This window comes from Sphingobium sp. SG1 (assembly GCF_057063145.1).
The window spans coordinates 126,936-143,120 of record NZ_JBVVOJ010000010.1 but is presented as its reverse complement, the minus strand read 5'-3'; the positions used below and the strand labels follow the sequence as shown (position 1 = coordinate 143,120).

Below are 16,185 nucleotides of genomic sequence, written 5' to 3'. Positions count from 1 at the left end.
GAACACAGTCTCTAAGGCGCATCGCATGGACGATAACACCCGCCGCGCCGCCCTAGACTATCACCGCCTTCCCCAGCCCGGTAAGCTCGCGATCGAGCCGACCAAGCGCATGGTGAACCAGCGCGATCTGGCGCTGGCCTATTCGCCGGGGGTGGCCGCTCCTTGCGAGGAGATCGCTGCCGATCCCGCCAAGGCGCTGGACTATACCGCGCGCGGCAATCTGGTCGCGGTCATCTCCAACGGCACCGCCGTCCTCGGCCTCGGCGCGATCGGCGCGCTGGCGTCGAAGCCGGTGATGGAGGGCAAGGCCGTCCTCTTCAAGAAGTTCGCCGACATCGACGTGTTCGACATCGAAGTCGACACCACCGACACGGACAAGTTCGTCGAAGCCGTCGCCCTGCTGGAGCCGACCTTTGGTGGCATCAATCTGGAAGACATCAAGGCGCCCGAATGTTTCGAGATCGAACGGCGCCTGAAGGAGCGGATGAACATTCCGGTCTTCCATGACGATCAGCATGGCACCGCCATCGTCGTCGCCGCGGCCGTGCGCAACGCGCTGGTGCTGCAGGGCAAGACCCTGGCCGATGCAAAGCTGGTCACCTCGGGCGCCGGCGCCGCCGCGCTCGCCTGCGTCGACCTGCTCGTCTCGATGGGCCTGCCGATCGACAATGTGACGATGACCGACAAGGACGGCGTCATCCATTCGGGCCGCGAAGGCATGCTGCCCAACATGGCGCGCTATGCCCGCGACACCAACGCGCGCACCCTGCCCGACGTGCTGCCAGGCGCCAACCTGTTCCTGGGCCTGTCGGCGCCGGGCGTGCTGAAGCCGGAATGGCTGCCGCTGATGGCGCCCAATCCGCTGATCTTCGCGCTCGCCAATCCGGAACCGGAAATCCGCCCGGAAGCCGCACGCGAAGTGCGCCCGGACGCGATCATCGCCACCGGCCGGTCGGACTATCCGAACCAGGTCAACAACGTCCTGTGCTTCCCCTATATCTTCCGCGGCGCGCTGGATTGCGGCGCGACCCAGATCAACGAAGCGATGAAGGTCGCCGCCGCCGACGCGATCGCCGCCCTCGCCCGCATGCCCGCGCATGACAGCGTGGCGCAGGCCTATGGCGGTCGCAAGCTGGTGTTCGGCGCCGATTACATCATCCCGACCCCGTTCGATCCGCGCCTGATCGGCGAGATTGCCGGTGCCGTGGCCAAGGCGGCGATGGACAGCGGCGTCGCCACCAAGACGCTGGACCTGGAAGAATATAAGCGCGCCCTGTCGCACCAGAACACCCGCTCGGGTCAGCTGATGCTGCCGGTCTTCCATGCCGCACGCGGCAGCCAGTGCCGCATCGTCTATGGCGAGGGCGAGGATGAGCGCGTGCTGCGCGCGATCCAGGACGGTCTGGACGAAGGCATCGTCAAGCCGACCATCGTCGCGCGCCGCCGCCTGCTGGAACAGAAGCTGTCCGACATGGGCCTCAGCTTCCAGCTCGACCGCGATGTCGAGGTGATCGATCCCGAGACGGATCATGACATCATGCGCGAACTGGTCGAGGCCTATCGCGCCATCGCCGCGCGCAAGGGCGTGCCGCCAGACGAAATCCTGCGCCATGTCTATCGCCGCCCGACCGTCACCGCCGCCATGCTGCTGCGCACCGGCCGGGTCGACGCCGCGCTGGTCGGCGGCCGCTCCGAATATTGGGGCCAGGTCGAACATGTGCTGCGCATCATCGATCGCGCGCCCAACCACAGCCGCATCTATGCGCTGTCGGGCCTGATCCTCGACGCCGGCGCGCTGTTCATCACCGACACCCATATGGTGCCGGACCCGACGCCCGACCAGATTGCGGAAATGACGCTGCTGGCCTCGACCGAGTTGCAGCATTTCGGCCTGAAGCCGCGCGTGGCGCTGCTGTCGCACTCCAACTTCGGTGCGTCCAACAGCCCCAGCGCCCGCAAGATGCGCGCCGCGCTCGATCTGGTGCGCCAGGCCGCACCGGAGCTGGCGGTCGATGGCGAAATGCACGCCGACGCCGCGCTCAGCCAGGCGCTGCGCGAACGGCTGATCCCCGACTCCCGGTTCGAGGGGCCGGCCAACCTGCTGGTGATGCCGAACCTCGACGCCGCCAATATCACGCTGACGGCGCTCGGCGCTTCGTCCAGCTCGCCCACGGTCGGGCCGATGCTGATCGGCACCGCCCAGCCGATCCATGTGCTGACGCCCGGCGTCACCGCGCGCGGCATCCTCAACCTGACCGCCATCGCCGCCGCCGAAGTGGCGCGCGAAGGCTGACCTTAACCTTTGCCGGTTAGGCTGTTAGCTTGACCGGCAAAGGATGAAGCGAGGAAGATCATGGCAGGCGTCATCGGCACATTGGCTCGCAGCCTTGGCCCGAAACTGCTGATCGGCGCCGTCCTGGGCGGCGGCGCGCTGCTGCTGACCGACAAGATCGATCGCAACGCCGGCACCGCGACCCAGGCCAAACCGGCCGAGGCCGCCGCCGCGCCCAAGCCGCTGCCGCTGGTCGAGCGGCGCAGCGATCAGGGCATGAAGGTCGATCCCCACGCCCTGGCGGTCAAGCGCGTGCTCAAGATCGAGGGGCCTTTCGAGCATGGCGACTATGCCTGGGACGAGGAAGGCGCGCCGGCCAAGGGGCCGGTCATCATCACCGTCGACCTGAAAGCCCAGACCCTCTCCGTCTTCCGCGACGGCTATGAAATCGGCGCCGCCGTCATCCTCTATGGCGCGACCGACAAGCAGAGCCCCTTGGGCGCCTTCCCGATCATGCAGAAGGACGCCGACCATTATTCCAGCACCTACAATAACGCGCCCATGCCCTATATGCAGCGGCTGACCAGCGACGGCGTCGCCATCCACGGCAGCGACGTCAAATGGGGCTATGCCACCCATGGCTGCATCGGCGTGCCCAAGGAATTTGCGCAGAAGCTGTTCGGCGTCACCAAGGTCGGCGACATGGTCATCATCACCAACGGCAAGATGCTCGACACCAGCAAGGCTGTCGTCAGCGGCTGACCGGCCCTATTGCGGCGCATCCTCGATCGCCGGCGCATGACGTACCGTCAGCGCGCTGCCGCCTGATGCCGCGATGATGCAGAATATCGCCACGCCCTGCAGCGCCGTCAGCCGCTCGCCCAGCACGACGAAGCCGGCCAGCGCGCCGATCGCCGGCGCCGCGCTCAGCAACAGGCCGAACACCGGCGCGGGCAGGCGCCGCATCGCCTCCATCTCCAGCGAATAGGGCAAGGCGCTCGACAGCAGGGCGATCGCCAGCCCGACCATCAGCACCCAGGGCGAAAAGAGCGACGCGCCGGCATGGGTCAGCCCGACCGGCAGCACCAGGACCGCCGCCGCCAGCATGCCCCAGGCGACCGCATCGCCGCGCAGCGCGCCCGACACCCGCTTGCCGGTCAGGATATAAAGCGCCCAGCAGGCCGCCGCCCCGACAGCGAAGATGACACCCAAAGGATCAAGCACGGCGTCGCTGCGCAGTGGCAAGAGCAGCAGCAGGCCGATCACCGCCGCCCCCAGCCACAGGAAATCGCGCGGCCGGCGCGACCCGAACAGCACGATCGCCAGCGGCCCCGTCACCTCGATGGCCATGGCAATGCCCAGCGGAATGCGGGCGAACGCCTGATAGATGAGCAGGTTCATCAGCGCGAGGGTCGCGCCATAGATCAGCAGCGGCCAGCGCACATCGGCCGGAATCGGTCGGCGCCATGGCCGCCGGAACAGCATCAGCAGGATCGCCGCCAGGAAGATGCGCAGCGCCGCAATGCCATAGGCACCGACGATCGGGAACAGCGTCTTGGCAAAGGCCGCGCCCATGTTCATCGACAGCAGCGAGGCCAGCACGGCCCCCGCCCCCGCCAGCACGGCACCCTGCCCGTTCATCTCATTCCTGCTCATGTGCAATGAATACCATATACGATTAATTGAAAAAATGTCATTCGATGCCGCGTTGCACCAGATGCGTTGCCAGTTGCAAGAATCTCATACGTATGCAGCCTTGACCATCGCTGTCACTCGGCCCATCTGGCGGACTTCCGTCATTTTGCATTGCAGCATGGAGCTTGTCATGGGCAGCCAGTCCCACAAGGCGCACCCCGCGCTCGTCCTTTTCGCGCTGTCCGTGGGCGCCTTTGCGATCGGCACGACCGAATTCGCCTCCATGAGCCTGCTGCCCTTCTTCGCGCGCGACCTCCACATCGACCTGCCGACCGCCGGCCATGCGATCAGCGCCTATGCGCTGGGCGTGGTGGTCGGCGCGCCGCTGATCGCCGCCTTCGCCGCGCGCCTGCCGCGTCGCACGCTGCTGATCGCGCTGATGGCGATGTTCGCGGTCGGCAACGGCCTGTCGGCGCTGTCGCCCAGCTATCACTGGATGCTGCTGTTCCGCTTCCTTTCGGGCCTGCCCCATGGCGCCTATTTCGGCGTCGCCGCCCTGGTCGCGGCCAGCCTGGTGCCGATCGAGAAGCGCACCCTGGCGATCGCCAAGGTGATGTCGGGCCTCACCATCGCCACGGTGCTGGGCGTGCCCGTCGCCAACTGGATGGGCCAGATACTGGGATGGCGCTCGGGCTTCTTCGTGGTCTGCGCGCTCGCCGTGCTGACCATGAGCCTGGTCGCCCTCTACGCCCCGCGCGATGCCGGCGACCCGAAGGCCAGCCCGATGCGCGAACTGAGCGCGCTCGGCAAGTCGCAGGTCTGGCTGACGCTGCTGACCGGCGCGATCGGCTTTGGCGGCCTGTTCGCGGTCTACACCTATGTCGCCTCGACCATGATCGAAGTGACCCATGTGTCCGAAACCCTGGTGCCGCTGATCCTGATCGTCTTTGGCCTGGGCATGACGGTCGGCAATCTCGTCGTTGCCTGGCTGGCCGACCGTGCGCTCAACCGCACCGTCATCGGCATCCTCGTGTGGAGCGCGGTTGCGCTGGCTCTCTTCCCCTTCATGGCCGGCAATATCTGGAGCCTCAGCCTCATCGTCTTCCTGATCGGTATTGGCGGCGGCATGGGCACGCCGTTGCAGGCGCGACTGATGGACGTTGCGGGCGACGCCCAGACGCTGGCCGCCGCACTGCACCACAGCGCCTTCAACATCGCCAATGCGCTCGGCCCCTGGCTCGGCGGCCTGTCGATCGCGGCGGGCTATGGCCTGGTGTCGACCGGCTGGATCGGCTGCGCCTTGTCGCTGGGCGGCCTGGCCATCTATCTGGTCGCCATCGCCACCGCACGGCGCAGCGCCCAGCCCGCGCTGGTGCCCTGCGAATAAGCCGCTTCCTTCCATCCGTTCCGCTGGCTAAGGCGGGCGGATGACGGATCGGGCACGCGAACAGACCTTACAGGACGCGGCGATCGCCGCATTGCGCCGCGGCGACGCGGCAGTGGCGCGCGCCACCCTCTACGAAATGGCCGATCCCCCGGCCATGCTGCTGGCCCAGGCCTGCAATCGGCTGGGTGATCTGGACGGCGAACAGGCGGCGCTCAACCGCATCCTGCAACAGGATATGCGCAACCTGCCCGCCATGCTGGCAATGGGCCAGAATCTGATCCGGCGCGGCGACGAGCGCGGTGCATCGATCTGGTTCCGCGGTGCTCTGGCGCAGGCGGCGGCCACCGGCGCGCCCCCCGCGCTGCAACCGCTGCTGCAACAGGCGCAGGCCAGCATCGCCCAGTCCGGCCGCAAGTTCGAGGATCATCTGAGCGCCGCCATCGCCGATCTGCCCGCCCTGCCCCGGATTGCGCAGGCGACCGATCTGCTGCTGGGGAAAAGCGAACTCTATCTGCAACAACCCAGCATGTTCTATTTCCCCGGCCTGCCGCAGCGCGCTTTTTACGAGCGCAACGAATTTGCCTGGGTGCCAGCAATAGAGGCGGCAACCGACGCCATCATCGCCGAACTCAACGACGTCCGTGCCGGCGCCCCCGATTTCGCGCCCTATGTCCAGACGCCGACCGATCGCCCGGCGCCCAACAACCCGCTGCGCGACGATCCCTCCTGGGGCGCCTATTATTTCTGGCAACAGGGCGAGATCGTGGCGGACCATGCCGCCCGCTGCCCCGCCGTCATGGCCGCGCTCGACCATGCCGATCGCCCGATGATCACCGGCCGTTCGCCCATGGCGCTCTGGTCGCTGCTCAAGCCCGGCACCCATATCCAGCCGCATCATGGCCTGCTCAACACCCGCCTGATCTGTCATCTGCCGCTGATCGTGGCCGACAATTGCGCGCTGCGGGTCGGTGCGCAGACCCGCGCCTGGGTGCCGGGCGAAATGCTGATCTTTGACGACAGCATCGAACATGAGGCCTGGAACCGGGGCAATGACACCCGCGTCATCCTGCTGTTCGAAGTCTGGCGCCCGGAAATCCACGCGGAGGAACGGATCGCGCTCACACGCCTGTTCGAAGCGATCGACCAGTTCGGCCCGAAACAGGTCGACGCCGGTTAACGCCCCTTTTCAGACTGCCCGTCTGCGACTATGGGCGCGGACAAAGACGACAAGAGAGGATGGCACGGGGCGCTCACGCTTTTCGGACATGCCATGACCTCGATCGACCCGACGCCCCCGGCGCCGTCTCCTGCCCTGCCCGTTCCGCCCGCCCATGTCGCGCGGCCGCATAGTCCTGCCGAGGATTTCTATGCGATCGCCATCGGCTGCGCCTTCATCGCCATGGGGCTGATGCTGCTGAAACAGGCAAAGCTGGTGACCGGCGGCATGGCCGGCATCGCGCTGCTGCTGTCCTATCTGATCCATCTATCGCCCGCGACGCTGTTCCTGCTGATCAACATCCCCTTCTTCCTGTTCGCCGGGCGGGCGATGGGCATGGCCTTCGGCCTCAAGACCCTGTTCGCCAATATCGCGATCATGGGCGTCGGCCTTGCCATGCCCTATGCGATGGAGATCGCCCGGATCAGCCCCTTCTTCGCCGCGCTTTTCGGCGGCTCGATCATCGGCTTCGGCATCCTGGCCATCGCCCGCCATGGCGCGGGCGTGGGCGGCGTCGGCGTGGTCGCGCTGATCCTGCAGAAATCGCGCGGCTGGAATGCCGGCCGCACCCAGATGGCCTGCGACGTGCTGATCCTGCTCGCCTCGCTGCCGATCCTCAATGCCGAGCGTTTTGGCCTGTCCGTCCTGTCGGCCGCCGCGATCAACGCCGTGCTGTTCGTCAACCACCGCCCTGGCCGCTATATCGGCCATTGATGCGCGCCTGCCTCCCCGGCTAGACGGACCCCGGCGCCCACGCCGGTGCGCCCATCATAAAAGGGGTCCAGAATGAAGCGGTTCGCGCTCTGTATAATATTGGCCAGCACGGCCCTGTCGGTTCCGGCCATTGCCGCCTCGCCCACCAGCGCAACCGCACCGGCCGATGCCCGCGCCATTGCCGCGATCCGCGCGCGCCCGGCGGTCAAGGCCGCCTTCGCCGCGCTGGAGGCCGAACATGACCAGTGGGTCGACAATATCGTGACCCTGACCCAGATTCCGGCGCCCCCCTTCAAGGAAGAGGCGCGGGCCAAGGCCTATGCCGACATGTTCCGCGCCGCCGGCCTTACCGATGTGGAGATTGACGAGGGCGGCAATGTGCTGGGCCTGCGCCGTGGCAGCGGCAAGCCCGGCGGCAAGCTGATCGTCGTGTCCGCCCATCTCGACACCGTTTTTCCCGAAGGCACGCCGGTCACGGTCCGGCGTGAAGGCAACAAGCTCCACGCACCCGGCGTCGGGGACGATGTCGCCGGCCTCGCCACCCAGTTGAGCCTCATCAAGGCGATCGTCGGCGCCAATATCAGCGCGCCGATGGACATATTGTTCGTCGGCGATGTCGGCGAGGAAGGCCTGGGCGACCTGCGCGGCATGAAGCAACTGTTCCACAAGGGCAAATATAAGGACCGCATCGCCAGCTTCTTCTCGATCGACGATGGCTCGGTCGATGGCCTGATCAATGGCGGCGTCGGATCAAAGCGCTATCGCCTGACCTTCACCGGCCCCGGCGGCCACAGCTTCGGCGCCTTTGGCCTGGTCAATCCGATGACGGCGATGAGCCAGGCGATCGTCGATCTCTACAAGATTCCGGTGCCCCAGTCGCCCAAGACGACCTACAGCGCCAGCGTCGTGGGCGGCGGCTCGTCGGTCAACGCCATCCCGCAGGAAGTCTGGCTGCAGGTCGACATGCGATCGGAAAGCGCGGCTGAACTGGCCAAGCTGGAACAGGCGTTCCTGGCCACGGTGGACAAGGCGGTCGAGACCGAAAATGGCGCCCGCTCGATCAAGGAAGGCCCGATCCGCGTCGACAAGAAGGTGGTGGGCGATCGTCCGGCCGGCAGCACCGCCGCCGACACGGCGCTGGTCCGCCAGACCGCCGCCGCCTATGCTGCCGAAGGCGTCACCGCGCGGATGAGCTTCAGCTCGACCGACGCCAATGTGCCGATGAGCCTGGGCATCCCGGCCATCACCATCCCGCGCGCGGCGACCGGCGGCCGGGGCCATTCGCCCGACGAATGGATCGACGTGTCGGCGCCGGAATCGCTGAAGGTCAAGCGGATGGACCTGGTAGCCCTGCTCGCCGCAGCCGGCTATCGCTGATCAGCATGGCGGGGCTGGCAGGCATGCCAGCCCCGTTCGGTCCGTCCCGTTCAGTCCGCCTCGCACAGCGGTTCCTCCTCGCGATCGCGCGCACGCAGGGCCGCGCCCGCATCATTGGCGATGCGCGGGAAGGTCACCCCTTCCAGATTGCCGCGCCCGTCGCACAGCCGGTCACAGGCCATGTCGACCACGCCGGGCAGCGCCACCTGGTCGCCATCATATTGGGCGACGATGATGCACTTCCTGCCCCCGGAAAAGCTCAGGATCAGCTTGTCGCCGGCCCGCCGCGCCGTGCCCGCGCCATGGCAGCTCTGTTCGGTGCCGAAGATCGCCTCCAGCCCGAAACGATAGTCGCCCGACTTGGCGGGAAGGACGCAGAGCGAATCCCGCCCCGCTTCATGCCGCCGCTGGAACAGCCCGACCGGCGCGATCCGCGACGCGTCGGCAATGGCGCCGGTCGCGATCGCCGCGCGCTCCAGCCCCGAAGCCGCAGCCCCGCCGCGATCGGGCGCGGCGGCGCCCGGCGACGCCGCCTGCTGACACCCGGCCAGAAGACATGCCAGGAAAAGGCTAGTGCGCCGCATCGACACCCGGTTCATCGACCGCGCTCAGCCCATCGGGGCCGATCCGGCGGAAGAAGCAGGACCGCGCACCGGTGTGACAGGTCGGCCCCGCCGGCTCTGCCAGCACCCAGACGGCATCCTGGTCACAGTCGATCCGGATGTCGCGCACGCCAAGCATATGGCCGGAGCTTTCGCCCTTCTTCCACAGTGATTGGCGGCTGCGCGACCAGAAATGGGCCAGGCCCGTCTCGACCGTCAGCGCCAGCGCCTGCGCATTCATATGCGCCACCATCAGCACTTCCCCCGAGGTGACATGGGTCACCACCGCGGTGATAAGGCCATGGTCGTCATATTTGGGGTTTAGGGTCAGTCCCCGGTCGCGTGCGTCATCCATCCGCGCGCTATAATCGGCAATGCGGACCGTGCGAAGTCCCTTCGGCGCTTTGCATTGGGGCACTGCCTGACAGCGCCATGGGGTCGGACTGTCGCATTTTGGCAAATCTGTTGCACGGATACTACAGAATGGCGACAGTCCTGCTTGCCCCAAGGCTCGCGCGCGCATAGCGTCGCGCGCGATCCGCAACAGCGGACACCAGCAGGGAAACGGATGCCAGGCCAATCAAGGGGGCCAAATATGACATCTTCGCATATCTTCACCAGCATTTCGCGCGGCGCGCTCGCCGTCGCTCTCACCGCTCTGGCGCCGATCGGTGCCGCCCACGCCCAGACCGAAGCGCCCGCCGCATCGGGCGAAGGCCTGGGTGAAATCGTCGTCACCGCGTCGCGCCGGGCTGAAAATGCCAAGGACGTGCCGGTCGCCGTGACCGCCATCGGCGGCGAAAAGCTCGACGCGCTCAACAGCAGCGGCCTCGACGTCCGCTTCCTCGCCGCGCGCACGCCCAGCCTTCAGGTCGAAAGCTCGTTCGGCCGCACCTTCCCGCGCTTCTACATCCGCGGCCTTGGCAACACCGATTTCGATCCCAACGCCGCCCAGCCGGTCTCGGTCGTGCTCGACGATGTCGCGCTCGAAAATCCGATGCTCAAGAGCTTCCCGGTGTTCGACCTTGCCAGCGTTGAAGTGCTGCGCGGCCCACAGGGCACGCTGTTCGGCCGCAACACCCCGGCGGGCGTCGTCAAGATGACCTCGGCCGCGCCGACCGATCATTTCACCGGCTATGCCAGCGCCTCCTGGGCCACCTACAACACCGTCAATGCCGAAGCCGCGATCGGCGGCCCGATCGCCGACGGCCTCAGCTTCCGCGTGTCGGGCCTGCTCCAGCGTCGCGACGACTGGGTCAAGAACGATAATGAAGGCGGCAACGCCGCCAGCGAGCTGGAAGGCTATCGCGACATGGCCGGCCGCGTGCAGCTGGCCTATGAAGCCGGCGACTTCAAGGCGGTGCTGAGCGGTCATTATCGTGACCTGGACGGCAGCCCGCGCGTATTCCGCGCCAACATCTTCAAGCAGGGCAGCAACCATTTCGTCGACGGCTTCGACAAGGATCATGTCAACCTGGACGGCTATACCAGCCAGTCGATGAAGCAGGGCGGCGGCAATCTGCGCATGCATCTCCATGTCGACGGCCTGGGCACCTTCTTCTCGACCACCGGCTATGAGAAGGCCAGCGTCGAAAGCACCGGCGACATCGATGCGGCGGCTGCTACCCCTATACCGGCTGCACCGCCGGCCAGCTCGGCGTCGGCTCGTTCGACTCCAACACCGGCGGCGTGACCAAGCCGGAGGAATTCAGCCAGGAATTCCGCTTCGCGACGGACGACATGAACGGCATCCGCCTGCAGGCGGGCACCTATTTCTTCCACCAGCGCCTGAAATATAACGAATATGCCTATGATCTCGCGGGCAACCGGGTGAGTGCGATCCTGCACAACAACACCAACGAGAATATCGGCCTGTTCGCCTCGGGCGAAGCCAAGGTGACGTCGGCCCTGACGCTGCGCGCCGGCGTGCGTTATTCGCACGACGACAAGCGCGACACGATCACGCTCGATCCGGCGCTCGCCGCCAGCAGCATCTCGTCGCAGCTGATCGGCGTCGACCTGCCGCTCAGCAACACCGCGCAGGGCAGCAACCTGTCCTGGGACGTCAGCGCCACCTATGCGCTCAGCCCCGACGTCAACCTCTATGGCCGCGTCGCCACCGGCTATCAGGGCCCGGCGATCCAGGACCGCGTGACCTTCTTCAGCGTCCCCTCGGTCGCCAAGAAGCAGACCACCATCTCCTATGAGGGCGGCATCAAGGGCGCGATCGCCAACATGGTCCGCTTCGACCTGTCGGCCTATTACTGGAACACCGACGATCTGCAGCTGACGGCTGTCGGCGGCGTCGGCAACTCGGCCCGCCTGATCAACGTGAACAAGGCGGTCGGCTATGGCCTGGAAGGCAATCTGGAGGCGCAGCCGCTCGATCACCTGAACCTGACCGTGGGCGGCAGCTACAACTTCACCGAAATCCGCGACAAGAACGCCTTCGTGGCGGTCTGCGGCTCGGGCATGTGTACCCCCACCGGCAACACCTTCGTCGATGGCGGCACCACCTACAGCTATCTGGATGGCAATGACCTGCCCCAGGCGCCGCGCTACATCGCCAATGCGACCCTGCGCTATGGCATTCCGGTCGGCGACGCGGGCGAAGTCTTCGCCTATACCGACTGGGCCTATCGTAGCAAAATCAACTACTTCCTCTACTCGGCGGCCGAATTCCGCGGCCGTTCGTCACTGGAGGGCGGCCTCAAGGTCGGTTACAAGTCGAACCATGGTTATGAGATCGCGGCCTTCGCCCGCAACATCACCAACCAGATCCGCGCCGTCAGCGCGATCGACTTCAACAACCTGACCGGCATGATCAACGAACCGCGCATCATCGGCGGCATGATCAAGGCCAGCTTCTAAACCCCAGTCTAAGCGCTCCCATAGGCGCTAGTCGGCAGAGGAAGGGCGTCCCGCAGGGGGCGCCCTTTCTTGTTGCGCCCAGGGCAGCGGAAAGCCGCCGCCACGCGCCAGGAAAATCACCGAAGCCATAAACGCGAAAACCCCATCCTGCCGAGGCAGGACGGGGTTTCATTTCGCGCATTCCCGAAGGAAATGGGGCGATCGACGGGATCCGAACCCGCGACCTCCGGTACCACAAACCGGCGCTCTAACCAACTGAGCTACGATCGCCACAGGGGCTGTTGCCCCGCGAGAAGGGCCACATATGCGGCCGCCCCTCCCCCGTCAAGCAGCTTATGTCAAAGGATGAAAATTATCGCCCGGCATCGTTGCCGGACGCCGCCAGACGGGCGCGCAGCACGGCCAGTTCGTCCGCCCCGACGCGCGGCCGCCCCTCCGCCGGCTTGCCCTTGCGCAGTTTCTTGCGATCCTTTTCCGACGGATCGACCGCACGAACCCGGACCGCCGCATGGCCCTGACCGCGAATCCCCAGTTCCTCCGCCGCGCCGCGCGACAGGTCGATGATCCGGCCGCGCGAAAAGGGACCACGGTCGTTGATCCGCACCAGGATCGTGCGCCCGGTATCCAGCGCCGTCACCTCGACATAGGCGGGCAAGGGCAGGCTGGTATGTGCCGCCGTGATCCAGCCCGGCCGGAAGCGTTCGCCATTGGCAGTGCGATTGCCCGATTCCGATCCATACCAGCTGGCATAGCCGACCAGGTCATAGCCCGGCTGGTCGGCCGGCACATAGGTGGTGCCGCGCACCGTATAGGGCTTGCCGATGCGCACCGGCATGTCGCTCACCGGACGGAAATTTCCCCCGCCACAGGCCGACAATGCCCCCAGCAGCGCCAAGGCCGCACCCGAAGTCCCGATACCCCGTCTGATCGCTCTCATGCCCCCTCCTACCCCCGCAGGCGGAGCAGGTCGAGGGCAGCGGGCCGATCATCGCCGCGATCCGGCGCACAAGGCCATGAAAAAAGGGGCAGAGGCCCCCGGCCCCTACCCCTTCCTTTCGACATGCATGCGCCGGGCGGGTTTCCCCTGCCGCAGCGCCACTCTCCCGCAAACCTACTTCCGACCGCGACGCCGGCAGATCATCAGACGTAAACGCGCCCGATCGGGCGCGCCTGCATCCTTAGTTGACCGAATCCTTCAGGCCCTTGCCGGCCTTGAACTTCGGCTGCGACGACGCCTTGATCGTCATCGTCTCGCCGGTGCGCGGGTTGCGACCGGTCGAAGCCTTGCGCTGCGACACGGAGAAAGTGCCAAAACCAACCAGGCGCACTTCGTCGCCCTTCTTCAGCGCGCCGGTGATGGCGTCGAACACGCCCTCGACCGCCTTGCTGGCGTCGCTCTTGCTGAGACCGCTGCTTTCAGCGACGGCGCTGATAAGATCCTGCTTGTTCATGCCTTGGGAACCCCCTTTATAGATGTTGGATAGTCAAGGAATCGCGGCGTAGGCGGGGCAATAAGGCCCAGCTTTCAAGCGGTGTCAAAGGGAAAGCGTCAAAAAAGCCGGCTCCGGCGCGTTTTTGCCCCCATGGGCATAAACGCGCCGAAAACCGGGCTTTTAGTGACGGATAGCGGGATCGCCGTCGCGACCCTGGCCGGCGCTGGGCTGCGCCGCCAGATCATCTTCCTCGGTCCAGGTGATCGCCTCGGGCTTGGACACCAGCGCGCGCGCCAGCACCTCGTCGACATGGGACACCGGAACAATCTCCAGCCCCTCACGAATGTTGGCCGGAATTTCCGCTAGGTCTTTCTCGTTTTCCTGCGGGATCAGCACCGTCTTGATGCCACCACGCAGCGCCGCGAGAAGCTTCTCCTTGAGGCCGCCGATCGGCAGCACCCGGCCGCGCAGCGTCACCTCGCCGGTCATCGCCACATCCTTGTGGACGGGAATGCCGGTCAAGGTCGACACGATGGTCGTGACCATGCCGATACCGGCCGACGGACCATCCTTGGGCACCGCGCCCTCGGGCAGGTGGATATGGATGTCCTTGCGGTTGAACAGGCTCGGCTTGATGCCATAGCCGGGCGAGCGCGCCTTCACATAGGAGAAGGCGGCCTGCACCGATTCGTTCATCACCTCGCCCAGCTTGCCGGTCGTTTTGATGAGACCCTTGCCGGGCACGGTGACCGCCTCGATCGTCAGCAGTTCGCCGCCCACCTCGGTCCAGGCCAGGCCGGTGACGGCGCCGATCTGGTTCTCTTCCTCGCCCACGCCGTGACGGAATTTCCGCACGCCGGCATAGTCGGCCAGGTTTTCGGGCGTGATCTCGACCTTGTCGAACGCGCCTTCCAGGATCTTGCGCAGCGCCTTGCGGGCCAGACGCGCCACTTCCCGCTCCAGCGTGCGGACGCCGGCTTCACGGGTATAGTAACGGATCAGGTCGCGCACCGCGGCCTCGGTCACCTCGAACTCGCCATTCTTCAGGCCATGGGCGTCGATCTGCTTGGGCACCAGATGGCGCTGGGCGATCTCGACCTTCTCGTCCTCGGTATAGCCTTCGAGCCGGATGATCTCCATGCGGTCGAGCAGCGGCTGCGGCAGGTTCAGCGAGTTGGCCGTCGTCACGAACATCACGTCGGACAGGTCGACGTCGATCTCCAGATAATGGTCCTGGAATTTACTGTTCTGTTCAGGGTCCAGCACTTCCAGCAGCGCCGATGCCGGATCGCCGCGGAAATCCTGGCCCAGCTTGTCGATCTCGTCGAGCAGGAACAGCGGGTTCATGGTGCCCGCCTTCTTCAGGTTCGACACGACCTTGCCCGGCAGCGACCCGATATAGGTGCGGCGATGGCCGCGGATCTCGGCTTCGTCGCGCACGCCGCCCAGCGACTGGCGCACGAACTCGCGGCCGGTCGCCTTGGCGATCGAACGGCCCAGCGAGGTCTTGCCGACGCCCGGCGGGCCGACGAGGCACAGGATCGGCCCCTTCAGCTTGTTGGTGCGCGCCTGCACCGCCAGATATTCGATGATCCGGTCCTTGACCTTCTCCAGCGCGAAATGATCCTCGTCCAGGATCGCCTGCGCCTTCTTGAGGTCGGTCTTGACCCGGCCCTTCTTGCCCCAGGGCAGGCCCAACAGCACGTCGAGATAGTTGCGCACCACCGTCGCTTCGGCCGACATGGGCTGCATGCCCTTGAGCTTCTTCAGCTCAGCCGTCGCCTTGGCGCGTGCTTCCTTGCTCAGCTTCGCCTTGGCGATCTTGTCGGCCAGTTCGGCGAGTTCATCGCCTTCCTCGCCCTCGCCATTGCCCAGCTCGCGCTGGATCGCCTTGAGTTGCTCGTTCAGATAATATTCGCGCTGGGTCTTTTCCATCTGGCGCTTCACGCGGCCACGGATCTTCTTCTCGACCTGCAGCACGCCCAGCTCGCCTTCCATGAAGGCGAACACCATCTCCAGCCGCTTGACCGGATCGGGCTCGACCAGCAGCGATTGCTTGTCGGCGACCTTGACGTTGATGTTGGCGGCGACGGAATCGGCCAGGCGCCCGGCATCGTCGATCTCGCGCAGTTGCACCGGCGTTTCGGCCGGCAGCTTCTTGTTGAGCTTGGCGTAATTCTCGAACTGCTCGGCCACCGAGCGCATCAGCGCAGCAGCTTCCGGACCTTCGGCGACGATCTCCTCGACCGGCGCGACCTCAGCGACCAGATAGCCCGCCTCGGCCGGCGCCAGATCGGCCAGCTGGGCACGATGCTTACCCTCGACCAGCACGCGCACCGTGCCGTCGGGCAGCTTGAGCAGTTGCAGCACCACCGACACCACCCCGGTGTCATACAGCGCGTCCTTGCCCGGATCATCCTCGGCCGGGTCGAGCTGGGACACCAGGAAGATTTCCTTATTGCCCTCCATCGCCGCTTCCAGCGCGGCGACGCTCTTGTCGCGACCGACGAAAAGCGGGACGATCATCTGCGGGAAGACGACGATGTCGCGCAGCGGCAGAAGGGGATATTGCGTAGTCATTCACTCTCCAGGGCCGGACTTGCGGCCCGTCATGCGGTTCATCGCCTTTATGGGGATGCCCGTCGCGTCAATCAATCAGCGATCACCATATTGCTGCA

General features: G+C 65.9%; 12 protein-coding genes, 1 tRNA gene and 1 pseudogene. 7 read left to right on the top strand and 7 right to left on the bottom strand.

Annotated elements, in window-relative coordinates; translation table 11 throughout:
* Window positions 1-25 precede the first annotated feature (25 nt).
* Together AC0KVN_RS19700 and AC0KVN_RS19695 are read left to right on the top strand one after the other, a co-directional pair.
* The gene (locus AC0KVN_RS19700; RefSeq protein ID WP_037507423.1) at window positions 26-2,293 is read left to right on the top strand and encodes an NADP-dependent malic enzyme; all 2,268 of its coding nucleotides are present in this window, start codon (window positions 26-28) and stop codon (window positions 2,291-2,293) included.
* A 60-nt stretch (window positions 2,294-2,353) separates the two neighbouring features.
* Window positions 2,354-3,034: a L,D-transpeptidase family protein gene (locus AC0KVN_RS19695; protein ID WP_004207689.1), complete on the top strand. Its 681-nt coding sequence runs from the start codon at window positions 2,354-2,356 to the stop codon at window positions 3,032-3,034.
* A 6-nt stretch (window positions 3,035-3,040) separates the two neighbouring features.
* On the opposite strand, the gene AC0KVN_RS19690 is transcribed toward AC0KVN_RS19695, so the two are convergent.
* Entirely contained in the window at window positions 3,041-3,913 is an 873-nt protein-coding gene (locus AC0KVN_RS19690; RefSeq protein WP_169860339.1) for an EamA family transporter, read from the bottom strand.
* A gap of 184 nt (window positions 3,914-4,097) precedes the next feature.
* On the opposite strand from AC0KVN_RS19690, the gene AC0KVN_RS19685 reads away from it, so the two are divergent.
* The 4 genes from AC0KVN_RS19685 (at window position 4,098) to AC0KVN_RS19670 (ending at window position 8,601) form a co-directional block, all read left to right on the top strand.
* Window positions 4,098-5,294 carry an MFS transporter gene (locus AC0KVN_RS19685; RefSeq protein ID WP_097385689.1) on the top strand — a complete coding sequence of 399 codons (1,197 nt, stop codon included), beginning with the start codon at window positions 4,098-4,100 and terminating at the stop codon, window positions 5,292-5,294.
* A 40-nt stretch (window positions 5,295-5,334) separates the two neighbouring features.
* Window positions 5,335-6,471, top strand: a complete 1,137-nt coding sequence (locus AC0KVN_RS19680; protein ID WP_435568407.1) for an aspartyl/asparaginyl beta-hydroxylase domain-containing protein — start codon at window positions 5,335-5,337, stop codon at window positions 6,469-6,471.
* 93 nt (window positions 6,472-6,564) lie between these two features.
* The gene (locus AC0KVN_RS19675) at window positions 6,565-7,224 is read left to right on the top strand and encodes a YitT family protein (protein WP_004207693.1); all 660 of its coding nucleotides are present in this window, start codon (window positions 6,565-6,567) and stop codon (window positions 7,222-7,224) included.
* Window positions 7,225-7,296: 72 nt separating this feature from the next.
* Entirely contained in the window at window positions 7,297-8,601 is a 1,305-nt protein-coding gene (locus AC0KVN_RS19670; RefSeq protein WP_435568406.1) for a M20/M25/M40 family metallo-hydrolase, read from the top strand.
* 50 nt (window positions 8,602-8,651) lie between these two features.
* Here AC0KVN_RS19670 and AC0KVN_RS19665 read toward each other — a convergent pair whose 3' ends face one another.
* Together AC0KVN_RS19665 and hisI are read right to left on the bottom strand one after the other, a co-directional pair.
* Window positions 8,652-9,185, bottom strand: coding sequence for a hypothetical protein (locus AC0KVN_RS19665; protein ID WP_435568430.1), 534 nt, complete (start codon window positions 9,183-9,185; stop codon window positions 8,652-8,654).
* Window positions 9,172-9,558, bottom strand: coding sequence for a phosphoribosyl-AMP cyclohydrolase (gene hisI, locus AC0KVN_RS19660; protein WP_004207696.1), 387 nt, complete (start codon window positions 9,556-9,558; stop codon window positions 9,172-9,174). Before hisI ends, AC0KVN_RS19665 begins: the two co-directional genes overlap by 14 nt.
* A 240-nt stretch (window positions 9,559-9,798) precedes the next feature.
* Between hisI and AC0KVN_RS19655 the strand changes: the two are divergent.
* Window positions 9,799-12,074 (top strand): annotated as a pseudogene (locus tag AC0KVN_RS19655) (TonB-dependent receptor).
* A 193-nt stretch (window positions 12,075-12,267) separates the two neighbouring features.
* Here the strand turns inward: AC0KVN_RS19655 and AC0KVN_RS19650 are convergent.
* The 4 genes from AC0KVN_RS19650 to lon form a co-directional block, all read right to left on the bottom strand.
* Window positions 12,268-12,344: transfer RNA gene (locus tag AC0KVN_RS19650), tRNA-His, on the bottom strand.
* Window positions 12,345-12,426: 82 nt separating this feature from the next.
* Window positions 12,427-13,011 carry a septal ring lytic transglycosylase RlpA family protein gene (locus AC0KVN_RS19645; protein ID WP_069338106.1) on the bottom strand — a complete coding sequence of 195 codons (585 nt, stop codon included), beginning with the start codon at window positions 13,009-13,011 and terminating at the stop codon, window positions 12,427-12,429.
* Window positions 13,012-13,252: 241 nt separating this feature from the next.
* A complete protein-coding gene (locus AC0KVN_RS19640; protein WP_004207699.1) occupies window positions 13,253-13,525 on the bottom strand; it encodes an HU family DNA-binding protein in 273 nt (90 codons plus the stop codon).
* A 162-nt stretch (window positions 13,526-13,687) separates the two neighbouring features.
* The gene (lon, locus tag AC0KVN_RS19635) at window positions 13,688-16,087 is read right to left on the bottom strand and encodes an endopeptidase La (protein ID WP_004207700.1); all 2,400 of its coding nucleotides are present in this window, start codon (window positions 16,085-16,087) and stop codon (window positions 13,688-13,690) included.
* Between the last annotated feature and the right edge of the window lie 98 nt (window positions 16,088-16,185).